21 protein-coding genes are annotated in these 21,612 nt (G+C 63.8%); 9 read left to right on the top strand and 12 right to left on the bottom strand.

All coding sequences use genetic code 11. The annotated features are described in order from the left end of the window. Window positions 1-7 precede the first annotated feature (7 nt). Genes SynRS9907_RS12460 through SynRS9907_RS12445 form a run of 4 tightly spaced genes read right to left on the bottom strand, consistent with a single transcriptional unit; the run spans window position 8 to window position 5,636 of the window. The gene (locus SynRS9907_RS12460) at window positions 8-1,456 is read right to left on the bottom strand and encodes a DUF2079 domain-containing protein (RefSeq protein ID WP_188021228.1); all 1,449 of its coding nucleotides are present in this window, start codon (window positions 1,454-1,456) and stop codon (window positions 8-10) included. Beyond that, entirely contained in the window at window positions 1,434-2,969 is a 1,536-nt protein-coding gene (locus SynRS9907_RS12455) for a glycosyltransferase family 39 protein (RefSeq protein WP_255445917.1), read from the bottom strand. Before SynRS9907_RS12455 ends, SynRS9907_RS12460 begins: the two co-directional genes overlap by 23 nt. Further along, entirely contained in the window at window positions 2,932-4,062 is a 1,131-nt protein-coding gene (locus SynRS9907_RS12450; RefSeq protein ID WP_188021227.1) for a glycosyltransferase family 2 protein, read from the bottom strand. Before SynRS9907_RS12450 ends, SynRS9907_RS12455 begins: the two co-directional genes overlap by 38 nt. Before the next feature lie 23 nt (window positions 4,063-4,085). Beyond that, the gene (locus SynRS9907_RS12445) at window positions 4,086-5,636 is read right to left on the bottom strand and encodes a glycosyltransferase family 39 protein (protein WP_255445916.1); all 1,551 of its coding nucleotides are present in this window, start codon (window positions 5,634-5,636) and stop codon (window positions 4,086-4,088) included. Between the two features lie 589 nt (window positions 5,637-6,225). On the opposite strand from SynRS9907_RS12445, the gene SynRS9907_RS12440 reads away from it, so the two are divergent. The 5 genes from SynRS9907_RS12440 (at window position 6,226) to SynRS9907_RS12420 (ending at window position 13,412) form a co-directional block, all read left to right on the top strand. Then, window positions 6,226-7,722: an iron uptake porin gene (locus SynRS9907_RS12440; RefSeq protein WP_188021225.1), complete on the top strand. Its 1,497-nt coding sequence runs from the start codon at window positions 6,226-6,228 to the stop codon at window positions 7,720-7,722. Between the two features lie 221 nt (window positions 7,723-7,943). Continuing rightward, window positions 7,944-9,602, top strand: a complete 1,659-nt coding sequence (locus tag SynRS9907_RS12435) for an iron uptake porin (protein ID WP_188021224.1) — start codon at window positions 7,944-7,946, stop codon at window positions 9,600-9,602. 113 nt (window positions 9,603-9,715) lie between these two features. Beyond that, window positions 9,716-10,684, top strand: coding sequence for a cysteine synthase A (cysK, locus tag SynRS9907_RS12430; protein WP_188021223.1), 969 nt, complete (start codon window positions 9,716-9,718; stop codon window positions 10,682-10,684). After that, on the top strand, window positions 10,681-11,349 hold the full coding sequence (locus SynRS9907_RS12425) for a J domain-containing protein (protein ID WP_115080533.1): 669 nt from the start codon (window positions 10,681-10,683) through the stop codon (window positions 11,347-11,349). The genes cysK and SynRS9907_RS12425 overlap by 4 nt, the downstream gene beginning before the upstream one ends. Continuing rightward, complete coding sequence (locus tag SynRS9907_RS12420; RefSeq protein WP_188021222.1) at window positions 11,346-13,412, top strand: glycosyltransferase family 39 protein; 2,067 nt, start codon at window positions 11,346-11,348, stop codon at window positions 13,410-13,412. Before SynRS9907_RS12425 ends, SynRS9907_RS12420 begins: the two co-directional genes overlap by 4 nt. Here the strand turns inward: SynRS9907_RS12420 and SynRS9907_RS12415 are convergent. Then, window positions 13,391-13,645: an NAD(P)H-quinone oxidoreductase subunit O gene (locus SynRS9907_RS12415; RefSeq protein WP_006850906.1), complete on the bottom strand. Its 255-nt coding sequence runs from the start codon at window positions 13,643-13,645 to the stop codon at window positions 13,391-13,393. The genes SynRS9907_RS12420 and SynRS9907_RS12415 overlap by 22 nt on opposite strands. Before the next feature lie 82 nt (window positions 13,646-13,727). Here SynRS9907_RS12415 and SynRS9907_RS12410 point away from each other — a divergent pair, with 82 nt between their 5' ends. Then, window positions 13,728-14,657 carry a TIGR01777 family oxidoreductase gene (locus SynRS9907_RS12410; RefSeq protein ID WP_188021221.1) on the top strand — a complete coding sequence of 310 codons (930 nt, stop codon included), beginning with the start codon at window positions 13,728-13,730 and terminating at the stop codon, window positions 14,655-14,657. On the opposite strand, the gene SynRS9907_RS12405 is transcribed toward SynRS9907_RS12410, so the two are convergent. The 5 genes from SynRS9907_RS12405 to SynRS9907_RS12385 are packed head-to-tail and all read right to left on the bottom strand — an operon-like array spanning window position 14,605 to window position 17,147. Then, window positions 14,605-14,877: a hypothetical protein gene (locus tag SynRS9907_RS12405; protein ID WP_115160820.1), complete on the bottom strand. Its 273-nt coding sequence runs from the start codon at window positions 14,875-14,877 to the stop codon at window positions 14,605-14,607. The two genes, SynRS9907_RS12410 and SynRS9907_RS12405, sit on opposite strands and share 53 nt — an antisense overlap. Then, on the bottom strand, window positions 14,874-16,043 hold the full coding sequence (locus tag SynRS9907_RS12400; protein ID WP_188022478.1) for a lipid-A-disaccharide synthase-related protein: 1,170 nt from the start codon (window positions 16,041-16,043) through the stop codon (window positions 14,874-14,876). Before SynRS9907_RS12400 ends, SynRS9907_RS12405 begins: the two co-directional genes overlap by 4 nt. A 14-nt stretch (window positions 16,044-16,057) precedes the next feature. Then, window positions 16,058-16,225 (bottom strand): hypothetical protein, encoded by a 168-nt coding sequence (locus SynRS9907_RS12395; protein ID WP_188021220.1) that lies wholly within the window; start codon window positions 16,223-16,225, stop codon window positions 16,058-16,060. Window positions 16,226-16,285: 60 nt separating this feature from the next. After that, a complete protein-coding gene (locus tag SynRS9907_RS12390; RefSeq protein WP_115009298.1) occupies window positions 16,286-16,705 on the bottom strand; it encodes a hypothetical protein in 420 nt (139 codons plus the stop codon). 49 nt (window positions 16,706-16,754) lie between these two features. Then, window positions 16,755-17,147, bottom strand: a complete 393-nt coding sequence (locus SynRS9907_RS12385) for an iron-sulfur cluster assembly accessory protein (protein WP_114987465.1) — start codon at window positions 17,145-17,147, stop codon at window positions 16,755-16,757. 70 nt (window positions 17,148-17,217) lie between these two features. On the opposite strand from SynRS9907_RS12385, the gene zds reads away from it, so the two are divergent. Genes zds through SynRS9907_RS12370 form a run of 3 tightly spaced genes read left to right on the top strand, consistent with a single transcriptional unit; the run spans window position 17,218 to window position 19,605 of the window. Next, entirely contained in the window at window positions 17,218-18,684 is a 1,467-nt protein-coding gene (zds, locus tag SynRS9907_RS12380) for a 9,9'-di-cis-zeta-carotene desaturase (protein ID WP_188021219.1), read from the top strand. After that, window positions 18,684-19,121 carry an SRPBCC family protein gene (locus SynRS9907_RS12375; RefSeq protein WP_115009301.1) on the top strand — a complete coding sequence of 146 codons (438 nt, stop codon included), beginning with the start codon at window positions 18,684-18,686 and terminating at the stop codon, window positions 19,119-19,121. The genes zds and SynRS9907_RS12375 overlap by 1 nt, the downstream gene beginning before the upstream one ends. Continuing rightward, window positions 19,084-19,605 (top strand): hypothetical protein, encoded by a 522-nt coding sequence (locus SynRS9907_RS12370; RefSeq protein ID WP_188021218.1) that lies wholly within the window; start codon window positions 19,084-19,086, stop codon window positions 19,603-19,605. The genes SynRS9907_RS12375 and SynRS9907_RS12370 overlap by 38 nt, the downstream gene beginning before the upstream one ends. Here SynRS9907_RS12370 and SynRS9907_RS12365 read toward each other — a convergent pair. Together SynRS9907_RS12365 and SynRS9907_RS12360 are read right to left on the bottom strand one after the other, a co-directional pair. Further along, complete coding sequence (locus SynRS9907_RS12365) at window positions 19,581-20,378, bottom strand: uroporphyrinogen-III synthase (RefSeq protein ID WP_188021217.1); 798 nt, start codon at window positions 20,376-20,378, stop codon at window positions 19,581-19,583. The genes SynRS9907_RS12370 and SynRS9907_RS12365 overlap by 25 nt on opposite strands. Continuing rightward, on the bottom strand, window positions 20,375-21,577 hold the full coding sequence (locus SynRS9907_RS12360) for a glycosyltransferase (RefSeq protein ID WP_188021216.1): 1,203 nt from the start codon (window positions 21,575-21,577) through the stop codon (window positions 20,375-20,377). Before SynRS9907_RS12360 ends, SynRS9907_RS12365 begins: the two co-directional genes overlap by 4 nt. Window positions 21,578-21,612 lie beyond the last annotated feature (35 nt).

The raw sequence follows: 21,612 nt of genomic DNA, 5'->3' as shown, positions 1-21,612 counted from the left end.
CGGAAGCTCAAGGCGTCGGGCGACTATCGCTTGGTGCATTGCCGCGGCGGGGCTGTTGTTCTGCAGCGGCAGGTGCCCGACACAGCTCCAGACCCGACGGCCAGTTCCGACAGCTCCAGTTCCTGTCCCTGGCTTGAGTAAGCAACGTCTTCTGCACTGTGCGGCTTGACCCCCAGCCCGGGTCATTTGGATTGAGCAGCAGCACGTTCCAAGGCCCAGCCTTGTGGGTTGGACTTTGCTTGTTCTTGGGGAAGCCGATGTTGGTGCGCTGGCTGAGCTGTGGCACCAGGTAACTGGTGGTCAGCACGGCATCCTGCGATTGGATCAGAGCCCGGGCCTCATTGACTCCTTGCAGCTGGGGCACTCGGGTCAGATAGGGCCCGGAGAAGAACCAGGGCTTGGCCAGCGCCAGCCAACAGGCCGTGGCCCAGCACAGCATCCAGGGAAAGCCCCGCTGGGGTTGGGGTTGCCCCCGCAGGGCATCAATGCAGGCCACCACGGCCACCAACGCCAGCGGCAGGCTGTAGTGATGCACCAGGGTGCGGTAGCTGGCGGATGCGGAGAGCAGATTCACCAGCACCAACGGCAGCCCGATCAGCAACGTGCTGAGGGAGTCCCGCCGCCACAGGGCGATGCAGGGCAGGCAAAGCAGCAGCAGATATTCCGCTCCTCCGGCCCAATCCAGGCCACTGAGAACCGTCAGCGGATCGCCGTTCAAATGGCTGAACATTCGCGATGCGGCCTTCGGACCGTCGCCATCCCTTAGCAGTGGATAGAGCCAACGGCTGAGCATCAGCAGCCAGCCGATGCTGAGGCCCCCCGCCGCCAGACTCCACCACCAACGCCGCCGGCACGCAAGATCGATGGCCATGCCTGCTGTGATCAGCACCAAGCCATCGCGGCAGCCCAGCATCAGCAGCAGCAAGCCAAACCAGAGCCGGGAGCGGCCGTTGCGCTCGGCCCAGAGCGCCAGGGTAAAGGCCGGCATCACCCAGGTTTCGGGGTGGAAATCAAACAGAGCTGTGTTGAACACCACCGGCTGCAGCCACCAGAGGCTGCAGGCCAGCCAGCACTGCCGAGGTCCCAAACCAGCCTGCTTCGCCAGCCACCAAACCGGCAGTGCGGTGCAACTCAGGGCCAGGGCCTGACTGGCCAGGAGCCAATGGATGCTGGGCAGGACTAGATAGGCCGCGCCCGCCAGATAGAGCATCCAGGCCCCGTGATCGGCCAGCACATGCACCTGCTCCATCGAGGAGATCGGTGCCGCTCCCGATCCGATCAGCCAGGCCCACTGATCGAACAGCCCCAGGTCGTAGGCATTGCTTTGCAGCAGGCCATGGCGTGCCGCTGCAACGCCCCAGAGCAGCAGGCCCAGCCCTGCGCAAAGCGCCAGCAGCAGCGGAGGACAGCCCCGCGGCTGCGATGGCCGGGAGTCAGCGTCGGGGCTGGAGGTCATCAATCGGGATCAGATAGGTCTGGCTGTGTGAGTCAACCCAGGCATGGGGGCTTGCCTCCACCATCTCCCGCAGGAGCTGTTGCCGCCGCTGCGGCATCGGCCGGTAGGTTTTGTCCCACACGAAGCTCCCGGCCAGATGGCTGGCTCCAGCTTGTTTCCAGCGCTGCAGTCGCTCCGGCGTCAGTTGTTTGCTGGAGATCAGCCAGCCCTGACGGCGGGCCAGGTTGAGCAGGGTGGGATCGGTGCTGGTGACACTCACAATCCGCGCGTCGCTGGGCAGATCCCTGCGGATGGTGAGGGCCAAGGGCATCCACGCCTCTCGCTGGCGATGCTCCACCGCCCAGTAATCCAGGGAAAGCACCGTGAGGCTCACCACCAGAGCAAGGCTCAGCAACAGCCGAGGCTGCCAGCGGGGCCGCTGCTGGTGCCAGGTCTGCCAGCCCAAGCCGATCAGTGGGGAACTGAACAGCAGCAGCGGCAGCTGGTAGTACTCGTGAATCGTGCTCGAGCGCATGGTGGCGATTGTGCAGAGCAGCACCCCCACCAAGCTGCTGATCGTGATCTGCCCGCCGCCGCTGCGCCAGCTCGCCTTGAGGCCGATCAGCAGAAACGGCACCCCCACCAGTGCCAGGAGCCGCAGGCTCACCCGCAGCAGCAGGTTGATCCAGCCGTTGAGGTCCAGCAGAAGACTGATGCTGCTGCGATCGGTTCCCGACCCCCAGAACCCGAAGCTCAGACCACTGGTCTGTCCCAGTTGATGGGCATGCCAGTACCAGCCGGCGATCGCCATCAGGCTGGTGCCGATGTAGAGCCAGAAGCCTGGATGCCCCAGCAGACGAAGCACGCGTCTGGGCAAGGTCTGCAGGGGTGGGGCCTGGCCTTGCGGGTTCGAGCTGAGCTGCACCATCAGCAGGGGCAGCCCCAACCAGAGGAGTGGAATCACCTTGATCAGGCCAGCGCTGGTGAAGCACACCCAGCTCAGAGCCAGGGTCCAGGGCAAACGTCGCTCACGCCAGAGGCTCAGGCTCTCCAGGGCCCCTGCGGCACAGAGGAGCAACAGGGCTTCGGCCTGAAAGGCGCGCCCGAAATACACCCCCAATGGTGCGATGGCAAAGGCCAGGCCCGCCCACCAACCGGCTTCGGGGCTGAACCAACGCCGGCCCAGGCGCATCACCAGCCAGATGGTCAAGGCGCTGCAGAGCACCGACAGACCACGGCCCAGCCACTCCTGGACGCCGATCAGGCTGTAAAGGCGGCTCACCAGAAAGGGGTAGAGGGGAAATTCCGACTCCACAAAGCCGGCACTTGCACCGCTCCAGTCGACCTGCGGCAGCCAGATCGGTGTGCCCGCCAGGCTGAAATGCCTGGCCATGGCCGCGGTGTCGGCTTGCCGCCAGCTGTGAACCCCCAGCACCGGCATCCAGATCTGCACCAGCCGCAGCAGGCTTCCAAGGCCGATGGGCAGCCAGGCCCGCTTAGGGGTTGTTCCAGACGAAGCGGGATGACGCCGCATAGTTCCAGACGTAGACGACAACAATGCCCGCCAACTGGGCCCAGAGCGTGTGGGCCTGGATCAGGGTGTAGAAACTGGTGGCCAGGCCAACGTTGGCAAGGGCCGGCAGGGAGGCCACCAGCAGGAACTTCAGCAACCCTCGGATCAATTGCCCTCCGCTCAGGCGCCGGTCGCGGAAGGTGAGGGCATTGTTCACCAGATAGTTCGAGCTTGCGGCGGTGATCACAGCCACAGGAAGCGCCTGTTGAAACGCCAGGTCGAACAGGCTCATCAGCAGTGCTGTGGACAGCAACTGCACCACCACGCCTGAGGCGCCCACAAGCCCGAAGCTGATGGCCCGACGCGGGAGCAGCCGCAGGGTTGCGGTGTGAATCAGGGACACGACGAAGTCCCAGAGGACGGCGAGATCGAGCTTGGAACTGCCATGCAGCCTTGGCTGAAAACGCAGTGGGATTTCTCCCACCTGCAGGCGGCCGCGACTGATGGCCAGGAGTTCGTAGAAGAATTTGAAACCATTCACGTCTACCTGACGCACCAGTGGCAGGCAGCGCTTGAGGCGCAGCACGATGAAGCCGCTCATGCAATCGCTCAGGTGCCGGTAGGACCTGGGCAGGCTCCAACGGGCCAGACGGTTGGCGAGGGTGGAGCCATCGGTGCGTCGATCGCTGAGGCCTCGGATTTCGGAGCGGTCGAGGAAGCGGCTCCCGGCCACCAGGTCCAGTCCCTCGCGATCCAGCAGCTGCACGGCTTCGCCCACGGAGGTCGGTTCGTGCTGTCCATCGCTGTCCATCACCACAGCGGTGGGATAGAGGGCTGCGATCAGGCCTTCCTTGATGGCGCTGGCCAGCCCGGAGCGTCCCACCCGTTGGATGATCCGGATCCTGGGGTCCTGGCGGGCCAGGGCGCGAACCAGATCTGGGGTGCCATCGCGGGAATCGTCATCGACGATCAGGATTTCGAGCGGATGATCCGTCCCCAGGTGAAGCAGGGATTCGATCACCTGGCGGATGGAACCACCTTCATTGAATGTGGGCAGCACGATGGACAGGCCGTTGTGGCTTGTCAGTCCTTCACGTTCCGCGGTGGACGACACAGTGCGCTCCAGTCGGGCTCAGGCTACCGACAGTTGGCCAGAGTCCATCGCCCCGCTTGGCCTTCGGTGATGCAGTCCTTCTGTGGCTTGTCGCTGAGACGGCGGCCTGGGCCACCTTTGAAGCGCTGAATGCGTTGTTCGGCATACCAGTTGAGGCTGGGGCGTTCGTCGTAACCCTTCAGCCTGATCTCGCCTCCAGGGTTGGCTCTGGCCAGGGCTGCCACCGGTTGCACGGGCCAGGTTTCGTTGAGCTCCCACAACCACAGGGGGGAGTGAAACAGCAGGGTCAGCGCTGCCACATTGCCGCAGCTGAGGCTGATCACCCCCAGGCGTCGTCGCTGTGGTGCGCCAGAGCGCAGCCACCATCCGCCGCCACACCAGCCGAGGCCCAGCACAACCGCCAGGCCGCGGTAGGGCACAAGGCTGCTGCCGATGCTGCTGAAGCTGCTCAGCCAAAGCAGCAGAAGCAGCATTCCGAGCCCGCACCAGAAAAAAGGAAGCTGCATCAGTAACCAGCGCCAGGGGGGCTGTGGGTTGCCAGGTGAATTCGACGAAGAAGAGGGTCGCTCCACCAGCCAGGCCAGCAGCGGAGCGCAAAGAAGAGCGATGGGCAACCAGAGCGGGTGGCTGTACCAGGGGAGCTGGGTGCGCAGCGGAAGAATGGCCCCGGCCAGGGTGAGCAGGCTGGCCAGCGACCAGCGGCCCCAGCGGCTCTGACGCCATCGCCAGGCCCAGACCAGGGCAAAGGGCAGCAGCGGCAGCCAGGGCCAGCCCCCCTCCAGCACTTCGATCAGCGGGACCCGCCAGCCCAGGTCACTGCCTTCGCCAGCATCCAGAAGCACCCTCCCAGCCCCATCTCCGCCCCAGAGCCAGAGCGCTTCGCTCCCCCGGATGTGGGCATGCCAGAGATGCCACCCGACTCCCGGCACCAGGCCCAGCAGCATCCCGATCAGGGCTGCCGACTTGTTGGTCCAGGATTTCCATTCCTGGCCCCAGGCCAGTGCCAAACCGGCGGCCACCGCTGCGGGCACCAGCAGCGGGGCTTTGAGCAGCAGCATGGCGCTGGCCATCAGGCCGGCGACGGCCCCCCAGAGTGCACTGCTGCGGCTGCCCTTGAGCTGCAGCAGGGCCAGCCACAGCAGAGCCATGGCTGTCAGCTGCGTGCCATCCAGCATGGCCAGACGTCCGTGCCGGGCCACCGGCAACAGCGTCAGCAGAATCACGCTGGTGGCGAGGGCGCTGGAACGATCTCCCGGCCGCAGCGTCCATTGCAGCCAGCCTCCAAGGGGCACCACCAGGCACGACAGCAAGGCGGGTGCCAGACGGATCGTCCACTCCGAAGGGAGCTGGTTGTGCTGTGTTGTGGCGCCGATCACGAGGGCGATCAGGCTGTGCAGACCAGGTGCCTTGTTGAGGTAGGGCTTGTCCCAGAGGGTGGGCAGCAACGGGGCTTCCCCGAGGCCGTGGCGAAGTTCGAGGGCCACCCGGGCCATGGTGGCCTCATCGAAGTCCCGCAAGGGGAGATCGCCGAGGCCGATCAGAGCCAGCACGGCAGCGGCTATGCCGAGCGCCACCAATGCGATCCAGGGTGCTGCGTCAGGAGCTGAGCCGGAGCGCATGGGGCCCCTCTTCACATCAAAAACTGAGTATGGTCCTGGTGTTCAGGATGCAGCGGCGTGGAGAGGTGAGTGCTTCCTTCGGGAGGTGTCCACAACTCCGAACGCGTTGCCGGCATTCACAATCCTTCAGGAGGAGGTGTCCATGATTTCCAGTTGTTTGATTCAGGGTCTGCTGATCGCGGAGAACGCCGGCTGAACGGCGCCTTCTGACTGATCATCCGGTTCCGCGGCAAAAGCGGACCCGGCGAGAGCCCCCGTCCGGATTTCTGGGCGGGGGCATCGTTTTTGAAATGGGAAGCGAGTGCCGCTGGCCATGCCTTGGTTTTGAACCTCGGGAAAAACGCCGATTGCGGTTCATCGCCACAGGCGGTGTGTTGAACGCGTGAACCTTGTTTAGGTGTCAATTCCTACAGTTTCAATTCGAAACAGAAGCCGTTGATACCTGTCGCTTGGATTACCGGCACATTGCGGGATGGTTAAGGGCTGGTTAGCTCCCACCATGCGGATTGGCGCAACTGCGCCTATTTCCTGTGTGAGGAATTCAATGAAGCTTTTCCAGCAACTGCTGGTGGCTCCCGCCGCCCTTGGCCTTCTGGCCTCTGGCGCCAATGCCGCCGAGCTGAACATCAACGGCGTTTCTGATTACGCGGCTTCCGCTGATCAGGTCACCAGCGTCACCCAATTCTCTGACGTTTATCCCACCGACTGGGCCTATCAGGCTCTGGCCAACCTGGTGGAGACCTACGGCTGCGTCGCCGGTTACCCCAACGGCACCTTCCGTGGCAACCGGGCCATGACCCGCTATGAAGCGGCTGCCCTGCTGAACGCTTGCCTCGACCGCGTCACCGAAGTGACCGACGAGCTGCGTCGCCTGCTCAAGGAATTCGAAACCGAGCTGGCCATCCTCAAGGGTCGCGTTGACGGCCTCGAGGCCCGCGTCGGCGAACTGGAAGCAACCCAGTTCTCCACCACCACCAAGCTGAAAGGTAAAGCGGACTGGGTCTTCGGTGCTGCTACTGCCTGGGACAAGGGAAGCAAGGCTTTCAAGTCCAATAGCGGCGGTACCTCCTTCAGCTACAACCTGGCGCTGAACCTGGAGACCTCCTTCACCGGCAAGGACCTGCTGTACACCCGCCTGCGTTCAGGCAACGTGGCCAACGTCTACGGCGATCTTTTCTCTCAGGAATACGCCATCGACACGGGTGACACCGTGAACGTTAACCGCCTGTATTACAGCTTCCCCATCGGTGACTTCACCGTGGTTGGTGGTCCTGTGGTCCGTATGGACGACATGCTGCCCGTCTGGCCCAGCGCTTATCCCGCTGCGATGACGTACGACTTCTTCACCTACGCCGGTGCTCCTGGCGCCTACAACCTGGCCATGGGCGGTGGTGCTGGTATCTACTGGACGTCTGACGACTTCAGCATCTCCACCAGCTACCTCTCCACCAACGCGAATGACAGCAACCCGAACACGGGTGGCTTCATGACTGATGGTGCTGGTTCCTCTGCTACCACTCAGATCGCTTACGCGCCTGAGAACTGGGGTATTGCTGCTGCTTACACCTACGCAAGTGGCGAAAATGGCCCTGGTCTCTATGTGGGTAACGCCACTGCCGGTGCAGCTGCCGCTTCCGCATCTTCGAACACCGATTCCTTTGGTGTGAGTGCATGGTGGATGCCCGAGGATTCCGGAATCATCCCCTCCATCAGTGCTGGTTATGGCGGCACCTGGGCTGAGTACCTTAACGACGACGTTTACACCAACTCCTGGTACGTCGGCCTTGAGTGGAGTGACGCCTTCATTGAAGGCAACTCCCTCGGCGTCGCAGTCGGCCAGCCCACCTGGATTGCTGAATCCGATGATGGCGATCTGAACGAAGAAGCCGGTTTCGCCTGGGAGCTCTTCTACAAGTTCCAGGTCACCGACAACATCTCCGTCACCCCTGCGATCACCTACCTGAGCAAGCCCTACCCCGAGCAGGGCTCCAACGGCATGGAGGCCTTCAGCGGTCTGATCAAGACCCAGTTCAAGTTCTGATCCTTGGTTTGAGGCCCCTGCTGGGGTCTCGTCCTCTTCAGATTCTTCAGCTCTCCACCTCGGTGGGGAGCTTTTTTTCGCTCCGGAGTCCGCAAGAAATGGTCTTAACCGATACATAAACAACCCTTGGGTTGCTGTTACCGACATGGTGATCAGGCGCCAATAGCGTGGAGCCGCTGGCATGTCTTGCCGGCACTTTTCTCTTGGTGTGAGAACCCAAAATGAAGCTTTTCCAGCAACTGCTGGTGGCTCCTGCCGCCCTTGGCCTTCTGGCCTCCGGTGCCAATGCCGCCGAGCTGAACATCAACGGCGTTTCTGATTACGCGGCTTCCGCTGATCAGGTCACCAGCGTCACCCAATTCTCTGACGTTTACCCCACCGACTGGGCCTATCAGGCTCTGGCCAACCTGGTGGAGACCTACGGCTGCGTCGCTGGTTACCCCAACGGCAGCTTCCGTGGCAACCGGGCCATGACCCGCTACGAAGCGGCTGCCCTGCTGAACGCCTGCCTCGACCGCGTCACCGAAGTGACCGACGAGCTGCGTCGCCTGCTCAAGGAATTCGAAACCGAGCTGGCCATCCTCAAGGGTCGCGTTGACGGCCTCGAGGCCCGCGTCGGCGAACTGGAAGCAACCCAGTTCTCCACCACCACCAAGCTCAAGGCCAAAACCGTCTGGGTGGCTGGTGCAACGCGCGCCAAAGGTGACAACTACAACACCGGTGGCGAAAAGGGTGCCCGTGATGCTTACAACGCTGAGTACGGCGCCTTCTCCTTCAGCTACGACCTGCGTCTCGGCCTGAAGACCTCCTTCACCGGTAAGGATCTGCTCTACACCCGCCTGCGCGCAGGCAACATGGACAACGCTGCCTGGGAAGGCAACGGCGTTGCTCTGAACAAGCTCGATACCGCTGCCGCTTCCGATAGCGCTGTTGAGGTTGATCGTCTCTACTACCGCTTCCCCCTCGGCGATAGCTTCACCATCCAAGCCGGTCCTTTGACCCGCAACACCGAGATGATGGGCTACAAGGCCAGCGCCTACGCCAAAGGTGGCAGCAAGATCCTCGACTTCTTCGGCGGCTCCCTGGGCACCCCTGGAGTCTGGAACAAGGAGATGGGCGCTGGTTTCGGTGCCATCTACACCAACAAGAAGCAAGTGGAGAAGGGCGACGCCTACTTCACCGTGGCTGCGAACTACGTTGCTGACGACGGAGAGGGTAATAACAGCAACCCCAACACGGGTGGCTTCATGACCGACAACTCCCAAGGCAACATCACCACTCAGATTGCCTACGGCAACAAGCAGTGGGGCTTCGCCGGTGGTTACCGCTACGGCCAGTGTGGTGCCAAGTTCCGCACCGCCACTGAGTTCGCCAAGAGTGACAAGTTCGGTACTCCTTGCACCGTTGAAGTCAATGGTGAAGACGAGCGCACCAATGCTGATAGCCACAGCTGGTCTTTCCACGGCTTCTGGCGTCCTGAGGAGTCCGGCTGGATGCCCTCCATCAGCGCTGGTGTCGGTGCGTCCTATCTGAACGGCAACGACGATTGGGATGACAACACCACCAAGCGGGCCATGGCCAGCTGGATGGTGGGTCTGACCTGGAACGACGTCTTCATGGAAGGCAACGCTCTGGGTTACGCCGTGGGTCAGCCCCAGTTCGTTTTCGATGTGGATAACGACAGCAACGACGACTTCGTGGCTGACGGCGGTTACGCCATGGAGCTCTGGTACAGCTTCCAGGTCACCGACAACATCCAGATCACCCCAGCCATCTACTGGCTGAGCCGTCCCTTCGGTGACGACACCCAGAACGTCAACGGCGACTACAAGTCCCTCGGCGTCTTCGGTGGCCTGGTTCAGACCACCTTCAAGTTCTGATTCCTTGGCCCAGCTTCGGTTGGGCCTTCAGAACAACCTTCCTCACACATACAACCCAAGCCCTCCCGAGCGGAGGGCTTTTTTTATGGTCGTTCTGCGGGCAAGCTGCAGCCATGAGCATTGCTCCTGACATCACGGCCTTGATCGGTGGCACGCCCCTCGTGCGGCTGAACCGATTGCCCCTGGCCTGCGGCTGCCAGGCCGAGATCCTGGCCAAGTTGGAGAGCTTCAATCCATCCGCCTCGGTCAAAGACCGCATTGCCAGCGCCATGGTGCTGGAGGCGGAGCAGGCCGGCACGATCGTTCCCGGTCGAACGGTGCTGGTGGAGCCCACCAGCGGCAACACCGGGATTGCCCTGGCCATGGTGGCGGCGGCCCGGGGGTACCGGCTGATTCTCACCATGCCGGACACCATGAGCACGGAGCGTCGCGCGATGTTGCGGGCCTATGGCGCCGAGTTGCAGCTCACCGACGGGGCCCAGGGCATGAATGGGGCCATCGCTCTGGCCAAGGAGTTGGTGGAGGAGATACCCAACGCCTACCTGCTTCAGCAGTTCGATAACCCCGCTAATCCAGCTGTGCATGAGCGCACCACGGCTGAAGAGATCTGGCGCGATACAGAGGGTCAGATTGATGCCTTTGTGGCGGGGGTGGGCACCGGCGGCACGATCACCGGCTGTGCCCGTCTTTTGAAACAACGCCAGCCGCAGCTGCAGGTGATTGCCGTTGAGCCCGAGGCCAGTGCTGTGCTGTCTGGCAAGCCCCCGGGGGCTCACCGCATTCAGGGGATTGGAGCTGGTTTTGTTCCTGCAGTGCTGGAACTCGATCGGATTGATTCGATCCTCACGGTGAGCGATGAGGAGGCCATGCAGGTGGGCCGGCGTCTGGCTCGGGAGGAGGGTCTGCTTTGCGGCATCAGCAGTGGCGCGGCCATGGCCGCTGCCTTGCGAGTGGGCCAAGCCCCCGCCATGGCGGGCAAACGCCTGGTGGTGATGCTGGCTAGTTATGGCGAGCGCTACCTCTCAACCCCGATGTTCAGTGCTGCTTCGCAGCTTCCCGCCCGGAGGGATGGTCAGCTGTGAGCGACCCCTACGCCGTGCTCGGTGTCAGCAGCACCGCCAGCAATGCTGAGATCAAGGCGGCCTACCGCCAGCTGGTGAAGCAGCACCATCCCGATGCCGGTGGCGACGACCAGCAGATGCTGGCCCTCAATGCCGCCTGGGAAGTTCTCGGGGATGCCGAGCGCCGTAAGGCATTCGATCGCACGCGGCCCCAGCCGGGCCGAGCGGCATCGCCGACGGACCTGCGCCGTGCCAGCCGTGCCCACGATCGTGCTGTGGCCGCTGACGATGCCCTGGTGGAGTGGTTGCGGCGGGTCTACGCCCCGATCGACCGCATGCTCGGTGAGGTGATCAATCCCTTCCCCAAGCAACTCAAAGCACTGTCAGCAGACCCCTACGACGACGAGCTGATGGAGGCGTTCTGCAGCTATCTCGAGGCGAGCGGACGTCGGATGGACAAGGTCAAGCAACTGTTCCAGTCGTTGCCCACACCGGCCTCGGCCCGTGGCTTCGGGCTGAGCCTGTATCACTGTCTTTCCGAAGTGGAAGACGCTCTGGCCGAGCTGGAGCGTTACACCATGGGATACGTGGATGGATATCTCCACGATGGTCGCGAGATGCTGCGGGAGGCCAAGCAGCGACGCAAGCGGCTCCAGGATGAACGGCGTCGCTTGGAGATCGTGTGAAGCAGCGCTGGCGTTTCTGGGCTTCGGTTGCCCTGATCTGGGTGCTCTCCACCCTGGTGGATCGGCTCTGGTGGACGCTCCAGACCGGCGTCCCCGCCTGGGATCAGGCTGATTACCTCAACAGCGCCATGGACCATGGCCGCGCCTTGGGCTTGCTTCCCGGTGGCGGGTGGCAGGGTTGGCAGGCGCTGCTGGATCTGTCTCCGAAGATTCCGCCCCTGGCCTCGCTGGTGAACGGCAGCGTGATGGCCCTGAGTGGTGATGCCCCGGAGCAAGCGGCCTGGAGCCTGAGTCTCTGGCACGGGTTGCTCCTGGTGGTGATGGCGGGTTGGGGGCGGCGGCTGCAAGGGGATGGCCTGGCCTTGATCGCCTGCCTGTTGGCGGCCTTGACGCCGGCCTTTCTGGATCTGCGCACGGATTACGTGCTGGAGATGGCCCTGGTGGCCAGTTGCAGCTTGGCGATTTGGCGTCTCGGGGTCTGGTGCGATCCCAAGAGCGGTGGCCGCTGGGGGCAGGCCTGGGGTTGCACCCTGGCAGCCATCGCTGCGGTGTTGGTGAAGCAGAGCGCCCTGCTGGTGCTTGTTCCTGCGGGACTCTGGGCTGCGGGAATCGCCGTGCGGCGGGGTGGCCCTTGGCTGCGTCAGGCTTTGCTGCTGCCCCTGCTCACGGCGGTCCTGATCGGCCCCTGGTTGCGTCACAACTGGATCACCAGCCTCGGTGGTACCAACCGAGCCGTGTTCGAGTCAGCGGCTCGGGAGGGCGATCCTGGCGTCTTCAGCCTGGCCAGTTGGCTGTGGTATCCCCGCCTATTGCCGGAGCAGCTGGGCCCGGTGCTTCTTGTGGTGGGCTTGTCGGGCCTGCTGCTTTGGTGCTGGCAGCGCCGGCAGCCCTCCGGCGACAACGCCTGGTCCTGGCGCTGGCTCCTGATCAATTTGGTGGTGGCCTGGGTGCTCACCACGCTGAGCCCCAACAAAGGCGACCGCTACATCGCTCCCCTGCTCCCCTCCTTGCTGTTGCTTCTGGCTCGAGGCTGGTGGCAATGGGGCCATTGGTTCGAGGCCAGGCGTTCCAGGCTGGTGTGGCCCTTGTTCGGTGCTGGGCTGCTGGCCTGTGTCCCAGCGGGCTGGTCCCATCAGCTGCATCGCTTTGAAGATCGGCCCCGTGGCCCGGTGGAGGCGCTGGTGGAGGCCGCCGGCGGCGCGGATCCCAGCACGTCTCCCGCCACGTTGATCGTGGTGCCCAGTACCTCCGATCTCAACCAGCACAACGTCAGCTTTTACGGTCGTCGCCATGGGGGACAGACCGTTGGCCGGCAGCTGGGGGGTAGCCGCCAGGACCGCGAGCCTGTGCTGGCCAGAACGGAATGGGTGGTGTTAGCGGAAGGGAACCAGGGATCCGTGCGCAAAGCGGCGCGACGGCTGGATCAAGCGGTGCGCAGCAGCGGTGTGTTCGAACTGGTTCATCAGTTTGAGCGCCCTAAGGGGGGGAGTTATTCCCTCTGGCGCCGCAACGCGACGCATCCGATTGCAGGCCCCTCTTTTGCGGAGCGCTTCCCCGAGCTCGCCGCTGGCCTGTCGGCAGGGCCGGTGGGGCTGGATCCGGTGTTTGCTCAGGTGGGGCAGGAGCACATGCTTGATGGCCATTTCAGCTATCGGGAGCCGGTGCGTTCTGAGGCCTTGGCGGCCTTGGCGCAGGATCCCGATGCTGTGCAACCGCGTTGGACCCTTGCGCTGCTGGCGGTGCTGGAAAACCGCCCGGCGCAGGCAGCGGAGCAGTTCGAGGCGCTGCAACGGCTGTTGCCCGATAACCCCTGGCCAGCGGCCTACCGCAGTGTGGTCAACCTGGCGGGGTGGAACCCCTGGCAGGCCGCCGCCGCTGCGGATGGGGCCGGCGTTTCGAATCCTGTGCTGGAGGCGCTGGGGGATCTCAGCGGTGTGCTCTCCGGTGCTGTTTGGCGCATCCCCGCCGCCATGACGTCAGTTCCAGCGGCCGTCACAGCCGTGGAGCAGGCCCTAGAGCCTGCCTCCAACCAAGATCAGGATCAGGAGCAGGCTTCCAGCTGATCCATGCGCAGCCATACATCGGGCACCGGACGGTTCCAGCGCACCTGGCCGTAGTCCCCTTTCACCACCAGCAGCTCACCGGGACCTTCAAAGATGTAGTCCGGTGCTGTGGGATCGCTGGCGCCAGCCTCAAGGCTGGAGCTGTAGGCGGCTCTGTTCACCTTGACCAAAGCCCCTTTGCGCAGCGCAGCAGGCTTGGCCTTGGCGGGGGCAGCGGCGTCGGATTCGGCCATGACAGGGGATGGTGATGGCAGCAGGCTAAAACCAATCGCCCACGAACCCCCTTAGCCTCCCAGCCGCACCACCCCCGCTTTCATGCGTCTGCTGCTGTTCGGCTGCACTGGTTTTGTTGGCCGTGAGCTCCTGCCGCTCCTGCTTGAGGCCGGCCATCAGCTCACGGTGGTCAGCCGCCGCTTGGCCCGTGGCTACGACGCTGAACGGGCGGATGGACGATTGACCTGGATGCAGTTCGACCCCGCCAGCAGCAGCACTTGGACCGATGCCGGGCTGTTGGATGCCCTGAACCAGGCCGATGCGGTGGTCAACCTGGCGGGGGAACCGATTGCCGAGAAGCGTTGGACCCCGACCCACCGGCAGCTGCTTGAAACCAGCCGTCTGGAGACGACCTCTCAGTTGGTGAAGGCGATTGAGGCCTGTACCACGCCACCGAAGGTGCTGGTGAATGCCTCGGCCATCGGCTTCTACGGCTCCAGCCTGGACAAGCGTTTTCTTGAATCGAGCACCCCTGGTGACGACTTCCTTGCGAGCTTGTGTGAGCGCTGGGAAGCGGCGGCTGGGGCGGTGCCTTCCGCTGTACGGCAGGTCACCCTGCGGATCGGCATTGTGCTGGCGGCCGACGGCGGTGCACTCGGAAAAATGCTTCCGGTGTTCCGCACAGGGTTTGGCGGTCCGATCGGCAGTGGCCGGCAATGGATGAGCTGGATCCACCGCACTGACCTCTGCGCCCTGATCCTTCAATCCCTCACGAACGAGAGCTGGAGTGGCGTGATCAATGCCGTGGCTCCTGAGCCCGTCTCGATGACGGCCTTCTGCAAGCAGCTGGGGCGCAGCCTGGGCCGTCCGAGTTTGTTGCCGGTGCCTGCTCCAGTGCTTCATGTGCTTCTGGGGGACGGCGCCAAGGTGGTGTTGGAGGGCCAGCAGGTTGCTTCGGAGCGGCTTGAGGCTCTGAACTTCAGCTTCCGCTACCCCGATCTGGCTTCAGCACTCGCCGCTGCCACCAGCTGAAGATGCCGCTCACCAGGGCCGCCATGATCAGCAGGCTGATGGCTGGGGCAAACAGGGGTTGCCACAGCAGCTGAACCTGGTCCATCAGCCAGTCATGGCCTTGGCCCTGTTGCACCACGGCAACGGCGAAGACCCCTGCGCCGATAAACACCAGCAGCACGTTCACCATCAGCAGGCGGTCGAGCCAGCGTTTCCAGGCCGGTTCAGGCGGCGCACTCATGCAAGAAGTGAGCAAATGGCTGCCGCCATTCTCGGGCCTCCACCAGCTTCCCCGAGGCGCCGTTTGGCCTCCTCTTGGCATTGCTGTTGCAAGTCAGGATCCCGTCGCGCACGTTCAAGCAGAGCCATGGCCAGCTCCGCTGTTCCCACCAAAGCCTCACGGCTGCCACTCTCCCCGTCGGCACAGAACACCGTGGGGCCCAGCAGGCGCCGTTGGGCTTCTGCGAATGCCGCTGTGAATTGAGGCCCCTGGCCAGGCACCTGCAGCACCGGTTTGGCCAGGCCAACGGCCTGCTCGATGGCCGTGCCTGCCATGCCGATCACCAGATCACTGTGCTGCAGCACGGCTCGGAAGGCCCCGCGGCGAACGTTGATCCCCCGGGCTCTCTCACGCTGCAGCACGCTGTTGTTCAGATGCCAACCGCATCGTTCGCTCAGCCGCCGCAAGCTGTTGTCATCGAGGCTGGGCACCAAGGCCAGATCCACGTTGCAGCGAACTGTGCTGGGCAGCAGCTCGATCAGCCGCAGCAACAGCTGCAGGTTCTGTTCCAGTTCCGGTCGGCGGCTGCCGGGCAGCAGACCGATGCGTGGCGTGCTGTTGGGCGGTGGGGTGGCCGCTGTGAGCACCGAATCCATGAACGGATTACCCAGAAAGGTCACCGGCCGTTGCAGTTGTCTGCTGAGGTCCTCGGCGGTGCGTTGATCGCGGCTGTACACCGCTTTGAATCGCTGGCTTTTCAACAGAGCGGCGCAGGGCCAGGGCAGGCGCAGCCTCCCTTCGTAGTGGCTGGAGTAGGCCACCAGGTAGGTCGCCACCGGGCGTTGGCTGAGCCATGCCGCGATCACAGGGATCACATCCCCCACCACCAGGATCAGATCGAAGCGACGCCGGTACCGCATCAGACGCATCAGGCGTCGGAGCAGATACAGCACTTGCCCTTGAGCGATCTCGGTGAGGCGGCCGCGAAGGCTGGTGTAGCCAATACCGCCGGTGCTGAATTCATGGCTGCGTCCCAGCAGTGGCACCCCGGCTTTCTGGTAGGCGCTGCCAAGGCCCACCAAAGGAAGCGCCTGCACGTTGTGGCCCTGCTGCTGAAGCTCCTGGGCCAGTAGGGCGCCGGAGAGGTCTTCGCCGTGGCCATTGCTCAGCAGCAGGATGCTTGCCATCGCCGGGCTGCCCATCACCACATCCAGGTGCTCGGATCCGGAATGCCGTTGGCGCGTCTGGCCAGTTGCAACCGTCGCGCTTCGCTGGCCAGGCGTTCCTGCCGCAATTGAGCCGAACGATCCGCTGGAGGCCGCACGCGAACCTGGGACGGCAGACGGCTGATGGTCCAGGTGGCTGTCATGCGGGGTTGGTCAGGCAGTGGCTGTCATGCAGTGGCTGTCAGGCAGAGCATCCGTTGTGATCAGAGCTCAAGCCAGGCTTTCACTTTTTCGAGGGCCTTCCAGCCGGGTTTGCGCTCAAGCCCGTCGGCGATCGAGGCCTTGAGTTCGCCGGACACCTCTGGGGCCAGGGTCATCACCTGCTGGACCACCTGGATGTGGTCACGCACACCTTTGGATTGGGTTTCCAGCAAGGCCAGGCTCAGATTGATCCTGGCCTGGGGGTCTTGGCCGTTGAGTCTCACGGCGAAACGTGCCGACCGCAGCGCCTCCTCTGGTTGGTCGCAAAGCAGCTGCAGCCAGGCGAGGCAGGTCCAGCCCGCCGATTGGCGAGGAGCGGCTTCAACGATGCGGGCGAAATCAGGGAGCACCTCTTCGGCCGCTGCGCCGTCCTGATATCGGGCCATGGCCTGCTCAAACAGGTTGTCCTGGGAAGTCTCCATCAACGGGGAGAGGGCAGTGATCTCACCTCAGATTCCCACGTGGCTTCGCTCACACGGCGAAGGAACTGCCGCAGCCACAGGTCTGGCTGGCGTTGGGGTTGGTGAAGTTGAAGCCACCACCGATCAGAGCCGTGCTGAAGTCAAGCTGCATTCCATAGATGTAGAGCAGGCTTTTGGGATCACAGATCACCCGGAAGCTCTGACCATCAGCCGCCATGTACTCGTAGGTCTCATCGTCGTCGAGGGTGTCTGAGGCGGGCACGAAATCCATCGTGTAGCTCATGCCGCTGCAGCCCCCAGACCGCACCCCGACGCGCAGCACCTGGTTCTCACCCTGTTCACCACACAGCTTGGCCAGCTGCTGCATCGCCGGTTCAGTGATCAGGATGCCCTTGCCGTCTTTGGCGGTATGGGCCGGCGCGGTATCGGGGGTGGAAGTCATGGTCAACGCAGGCTCGTGCTCTCACTCTATGAACGCTCATACATAGAGTCGCCTTAGTTGACCAGATCTTGTGCGGGTCGCGATCGTTGGTTCCGGCCTCGCCGGCCTCTCCGCTGCAGTGGACCTCGTGGATGCGGGCCATGAGGTGAATCTCTACGAAGCCCGTCCCTTCATGGGAGGCAAGGTGGGCAGCTGGGTGGATGAGGGCGGCAACCACATCGAGATGGGGTTGCACGTTTTCTTCTTCAACTACGCCAACCTCTTCGCCCTGATGCGCAAGGTGGGAGCGTTCGAGAACCTCCTGCCCAAGCAGCACACACACCTGTTCGTGAACAAGGGGGGCGACCTGCGGGAGCTGGATTTCCGCTTCCCCATTGGCGCACCCTTCAACGGCCTCAAGGCGTTCTTCACCACACCGCAGCTCAGCTGGATCGACAAGCTGCGCAATGCCCTGGCCCTGGGGACCAGCCCGATCGTGCGGGGTCTGGTGGATTACGAGGGGGCGATGCGCACCATCCGAGCCCTCGACTCCGTCAGTTTCCAGGACTGGTTTGTCGGCCATGGCGGCAGCCCCGAAAGCATCCGGCGGATGTGGAACCCCATTGCCTATGCCCTGGGCTTCATCGACTGCGAGGCCATCTCCGCCCGCTGCATGCTCACCATCTTCATGATGTTTGCAGCCAAGACGGAAGCCTCGAAGCTCAATCTGCTCAAAGGATCACCCCATCGCTGGCTCACGGGTCCGATCCTCGACTACATCCAGCAGCGTGGAGGCAAGTTGCATCTGCGTCATCGGGTGAAGCAGGTGGACTACAGCGAGGGTGAATCCCCTGAGATCACTGGCCTGCAGCTGGGAACGCCCGAAGGAGACATTCGTGTTGAGGCTGATGCCTATCTGGCCGCCTGTGATGTGCCCGGGATTCAGAAGCTGCTGCCCGAGGCCTGGAATCGTTACCCCCAGTTCAAGGCGATTCATCAGCTGGAGGCCGTACCTGTGGCCACCGTTCAGCTCCGCTACGACGGCTGGGTGACCGAGCTCGGCGATGCCCAGGAAGCCCAGCGCCGGGATGTGGCGACACCCACGGGGCTCAACAACCTGCTGTACACGGCTGATGCCGATTTCAGCTGTTTTGCCGATCTGGCCCTGGCCAGTCCTGAGGATTACCGCAAGGAGGGAGAGGGCTCCCTGCTCCAATGCGTGCTCACCCCTGGTGATCCCTGGATTCCCAAATCGGTGGATGAGATTGTGGCCCACACCGACCGTCAGGTGCGCGAGCTGTTCCCCTCGGCCCGCAGCCTCAAGCTCACCTGGAGCAACGTGGTGAAGCTGGCTCAGTCGTTGTATCGCGAAGCCCCGGGCATGGAGCCCTACCGCCCGGAGCAGCGCACGCCGATCCCTAATTTCTTCCTGGCCGGCAGCTACACCCGCCAGGACTACATCGATTCGATGGAGGGAGCCACCATGAGCGGTCATCTGGCGGCGGCGGCCATCCTCGATCAGCCGGTGAAGCTGGCCACCAATGCGGCGGTGGCCTGATGGGACGCTGGCTGGAACACACGGTCACCTCCGAGGTGCAGGCCCCGGCCGCCAAGGTCTGGGAGGTCTGGAGTGATCTCGAGGCGATGCCCCGTTGGATGCGCTGGATTGAGTCGGTCAAGCCCCTCGACGACCCTGATCTCACCGATTGGACCTTGGCGGCACAGGGCTTCCGCTTCAGCTGGAAGGCCCGGATCACCCAGCGGGTTGAAGCCCAGCAACTGCACTGGGAATCAGTGGGTGGCCTGCCCACCAAGGGCGCCGTGCGCTTTTACCCCGAAGCCGACGACCGCACTGTGGTCAAGTTGAGTGTGACCTACGAATTGCCGCGGGTCTTGGCACCACTCATGGAACCCAGCATCCTGGGGGGCATCGTGACCAAGGAGCTCCAGGCGAATCTTGACCGTTTCCGTGACCTGGTGGAAGCAGGCGGCTAAGCACTGGCTTGCCCCCGTTGCCGTGTTGGTGGTCGTGGGGGGCTGTGGTGGTGAAACGCCAACGGCCACGGCACTGCCTCCCGTTCCGGTGAAACCTGCGCCGCTGCCGGAAACGTCACCGCCGCCGGCCCCACCGATTGGCCTGACTCCTCTGCCTTCGGCTGAGGAGGTGCAGCAGGCTGCCCCCGGCGGACGGGCGGATCCCTTCGGTCCTCTTGTTGGTGTCGCTGCTGCGGATGCTCAGGACACCACCACTGGACTCCCCCAGCTGAAGGGCGTTCTGATGGTGGGAGATCAGAAACGAGCCATCGTGACCACCCCCAGCGGCAGCGGTGTGATCTGTGTGGGCTCCGATGGCCGCTGCGCCGAGGATGCTCCGCTGTTGCTACCTGCCGGATGGTCGGTGCTCAGCATCGATATGGCGCGCGGCTGCATTCGCCTGGCGCTGAATGATGAGCCTCAGGATCCCTTCTGCATCGCCTGAGCGCAGGCTTCGGCTAACCCTTCGAGATCATGGGGGTCGGCCTCAGCATCCACCCGGCCGAAGCATTGGCCGCAGCTGCTGCTGGTTTGGGGGCCGATCGAAACCAGCTTCACCCCCTCCAACCGTTCAGCCCAGGCTGGGCCGAAGCGCTGCTTCAGCAGCTGAGCGGTGTGCTCCGCTGTCTTGCCGCTGCTGAAGGCGATGGCATCGACCTTGCCCTCGTCCAGGGCAGTCGCTGTGGGCTCCGGCATTGCGGCGGGGCAGCCGGACTCATAGGCCGCCACCTCCACCACCCGCACCCCGGCTTCACCGAAGGCGTCCGCCAGCAGGGTGCGACCACCGCTCTGCACCCGTGGCAAGAGCATCTTGAGACCCCAGCCCGAAACCGGGAAGTGATCGATCAGGCTGTCGGCCACGAAGCTCGGCGGCACGAAATCAGCGGTCGCCCCCAGGTCGTCCAGCACCTGCGCTGTTTTGCGGCCCACCGCCGCAATCTTGAGACTGGCGGGGCGTCGTGCCAGGCAACGGCCCAGGCGTTGCAGCCGCTGTTCCACGGCCTGCACGCCATTGGCACTGGAGAACACCAGCCAGTGAAAGCTGTCCAAGTCCTCGAGGGCGTCATCCAGAGGGCCCCAGTGGTCGGGTGGTCCGATCACCAGGGCAGGAAGGTCCAGCACCGTTGCCCCCCGCTGTTCCAGCAGCTGGCGCGCCGCTCCCTGCTGGTCGGCGGCGCGGGTGACGACCACCGTTCGGCTTTGCAAGGGATGGCTCAAGCCACAGCCTCCCCGTCCAGCTTCACCACCCCCTGCACCCTCTCGCGCAGCTGCTCAGCCGCGTCAGCGTTTCCCTGGGCCTGAAGCAGGTTGATGGCGCGGATGAAGCTGCTGCGAGCGGCGTCGATGTTGCCGCCCAACAACTGAGCCACGGCATTGTTCTGATGGCACTCAGCGTTGTTGGGATCCAGGGCGAGGGCGCGCCCGTAGGCCTCCAGGGCCGCTGCGAGATCGCCGCGCCGCCGTTGCATCAGCCCCAGGTTGTACCAGGCGAGGGCCACTTCAGGTGCCCGCTGGGCGGCTGTTTGGGTGAGGCTGATCGCTTCCTCCAGGTTGCCCTGGTCCATCAGTCGAGCCGCCAGGTTGAGGCGGGCTCCAAGACTGACCCGTGTGTCCAGGGGAATCTCCAGGGCTTGCCGGTAGCAGCTCACTGCCTGGACGGGATCACTGGGGGTCAGGGCCAAGCCCAGGTGCAGCAGCAGCTCATAACGTTCGGCATCGGCCGTACCGCACTGCTTCAGGCCGTTCTGCAGCAGGGGGATGGCTTGGTCGGTCTTGCCTTCGCTGATCAGCAGACCCCCCAGCTTGGCGCTGGCGTAGGGATCACCGGGCCGCTCCTGCAGATCAGCTTCCATGGCCTGTCGCAGCCGATCGGCCTTATCGCTGCCCGCCAGCAGCTCGGGTCGGTAGCCGTCGTGGAGGATCGCTGGCTCACTGCAATCGGCGATGCGCCATTGGGGTTCCGTTTCCAGCAAGGCGCGAACGCTGTCGTCGATCATTGAGTGGTAAGGCCGGCTCCACCGGATCGAGGGGTGGCGCCGGAACAGACGGCTGACGCTGGAATAGGGCGCCATGGCAGCCCCCACCTCGTAGCGCAGCAGGTTGATCACCAGCACATCGGGCTGGGCCATCAGGGCCTTGAGTGCAGGGATGGCCTCAGCACGAAGCTGCTCGTCCGCGTCCAGCACCAGCACCCAGTCACCGTTGAGAAACTCCAGGGCCTGGTTGCGGGCTGGAGCGAAGTCCCCCGGCCAGCTGATCTGTTCAACCCGGGCTCCAGCCGCCTCGGCAATGGCCACAGTGGCGTCGATGGAGCCGGTGTCCACCACCACCAGCTCGTCGGCGAAGCCCCGCACGGAGGCCAGACATTCCCCGAGACGCGCTTCTTCATCGCGCACGATCATCGAGAGGCTGAGCATGACCGTCCGGTTGGAAGTTGGCGCGAGATTAGATG

The organism is Synechococcus sp. RS9907 (assembly GCF_014279615.1).
Lineage (GTDB): Bacteria > Cyanobacteriota > Cyanobacteriia > PCC-6307 > Cyanobiaceae > Parasynechococcus.
Note: the sequence above shows the minus strand (reverse complement) of the source record. Positions and strands in the feature narration are given on the sequence as shown.